Origin of the sequence: Cellulomonas septica (genome assembly GCF_012396155.1) — a bacterium.
Taxonomy (GTDB): Bacteria; Actinomycetota; Actinomycetes; order Actinomycetales; family Cellulomonadaceae; genus Cellulomonas; species Cellulomonas septica.
In genome coordinates this window covers 1-2,465 of sequence record NZ_JAAXOY010000536.1, presented here as the reverse complement: position 1 = coordinate 2,465, position 2,465 = coordinate 1, and the positions used below count along the sequence as shown (strand labels likewise).

The 2,465-nt window shown below is 75.4% G+C and carries 1 protein-coding gene; it reads left to right on the top strand.

Going from position 1 to position 2,465, the window contains the following annotated elements; translation table 11 throughout:
* Nucleotides 1-46: 46 nt before the first annotated feature.
* Nucleotides 47-2,465 (top strand): malto-oligosyltrehalose synthase (gene treY / locus HGA02_RS16205; protein ID WP_168680122.1); only part of this gene is annotated, 2,419 nt, incomplete at its 3' end.

Sequence of the window (2,465 nt, the reverse complement as noted above, 5' to 3'; positions counted from 1 at the left end):
CGGACCGCGACGAGCCGCGACGACGCACGCGGAAGACGCCGAGCGCATGACGGAGCCGCGCACCGCGACCCCGCGGGCGACGCCCGCACGTCGGCTCGTCGGACCGGGCCGTCCCGTCCCCACCTCGACGTACCGCGTCCAGCTCGGCGCCGACCTCACGCTCGACGACGTCGCGGCCCGCGTGCCGTACCTGGCGTCGCTCGGGGTGACGCACGTCTACCTGTCCCCGATCCTCACGGCCGCGCCGGGCTCGACGCACGGCTACGACGTGGTCGCGCACGACGAGGTCTCGCCGGTGCTCGGCGGGCTCGCGGCCCTGCGCCGGCTGTCCGCGGTCGCGCACGAGGCCGGGCTCGGCCTCGTGCTCGACATCGTGCCCAACCACATGGCCGTGCCCACGCCCGTGTGGCACAACCGCCCGCTGTGGTCCGTGCTCGACAAGGGCGCCGACTCGCCGTTCGCGTCGTGGTTCGACGTCGACTGGTCGGCGGGCGGCGGGGACGTGCTCATGCCCGTGCTCGGCGACCGGATCGGCGCCGTGCTGGCCCGCGGCGAGCTGCGGCTCGACGAGGCCGACATCCCCGGCGAGGGGGTGCGGCCCGTGCTGCGGTACTACGACCACGTGTTCCCCGTCCGCGCGGGCACCGAGGCGCTGCCCCTGGCCGAGCTGCTCGAGCGCCAGCACTACCGCCTCGCCTACTGGCGCGTCGCCGACGAGGAGCTCAACTACCGGCGGTTCTTCGACGTCGGGACGCTCGTCGCGATCCGCGTCGAGGACCCCGCGGTGTTCGACGCGACGCACCGGCTGGTGCTGGACCTGGTCGCCGACGGGACGCTCGACGGGCTGCGCATCGACCACCCGGACGGCCTGGCCGACCCGGCCGGGTACCTCGCGCGGCTGCGCGAGGCGAGCGGCGAGTCGTGGGTCGTCGTCGAGAAGATCCTGCAGGGCGACGAGCGGCTGCCCGGCGACTGGGACACCGCGGGCACGACCGGCTACGACGCCCTCTGGCGGATCCAGCAGACGTTCGTCGACCCCGGCGGTGCGGCGATCCTGGGCGGCACGATGCACCGGCTCACGGGCGACACGTCGGACGCGTTCCCGGAGATCGCCGCGCAGGCCAAGCGCGAGATCGTCGACGGGCCGCTGTACGCCGAGGTGCACCGGCTCACGTCGCTCGCGGCCGACATCTGCACCGAGGACCTGCGGCTGCGGGACCACACGTGGCGCGCGCTCGAGGAGTGCCTCGTCGAGCTGCTGGTCGCGTTCGACCGCTACCGCGCGTACGTCGTGCCGGGCAACCCCGTGCCGCCCGAGTCCGTCGAGGTCCTCGAGGCGGCCGCGGCCGAGGCCCGCGCACGCCTGTCGCCCGAGCGCGGCGAGACCATGGACGTGCTCGTGGACCTGCTGCTGGGCCGCGAGGTCGGCAGCGCGGGCCTGACCCGCGGGCGGCGGCGCGACGAGCTCATCGTGCGGTTCCAGCAGACCTGCGGGGCCGTCACGGCGAAGGGCGTCGAGGACACCGCGTTCTACCGCTGGACGCACCTCGTCGGTCTGTGCGAGGTCGGCGGCGAGCCCGAGCGGTTCGCGCTCACGCCGACGGACCTCGCGGCGTGGGCCGCGGACCTGCAGGTGTCGTCGCCGCTCGGCATGACGACGCTCTCGACGCACGACACCAAGCGCGGCGAGGACACACGCGCCCGCCTCGGTGTGCTGTCGGAGCTCCCGCTCGAGTGGTCGGCCCTCGTCGACTCGCTGCGTGCGGCGTCCGCGCCGTTCCGCCGCACGCTGCTCGACGGGCGCACCGAGAACCTGCTGTGGCAGACGCTCGCGGGGACGTGGACGCAGGACGGACCGATCTCCGCCGACCGGCTCACGGAGTACCTGACGAAGGCGATCCGCGAGGCCAAGACCCGCACGACCTGGACGGCGCCCGACGAGGCGTACGAGCGCGCGGTCCTCGACACCGCGCGCGCCGCGCTCGAGGACCCCGCGGTCCGTGACCTCATGACGGCGTGGGAGGCGCGCACACGTCCCGCGGTGCGGGCGGCGACGCTCGGCACGAAGCTCGTGCAGCTCACGCTGCCCGGCGTGCCCGACGTCTACCAGGGCACCGAGGTCCCCGAGCCGACGCTCGTCGACCCCGACAACCGCCGCCCGGTCGACCACGAGGCGCTGGCCGCCCGGCTCGCGCGGCTCGACGACGGCGCCGGACCGCGCGACCTCGCCGACGAGAAGCTGCTCGTCACGGCCCGCACGCTGCGGCTGCGGCGGGACGTGCCCGAGGCCTTCGTCGGCCCCGACGCCGGCTACGTGCCGCTCGCGCACTCGTCGGGGCACAGCCTCACGTACGCCCGCACGGTGGGCGGCGACCCGCGCGTCGCGGTCGTCGCGACGCGCCTGCAGGCGTCGGTCGACCGCCTCGGCGGCTGGGGCGAGCACACCGTCGCGCTGCCGGAGGGCG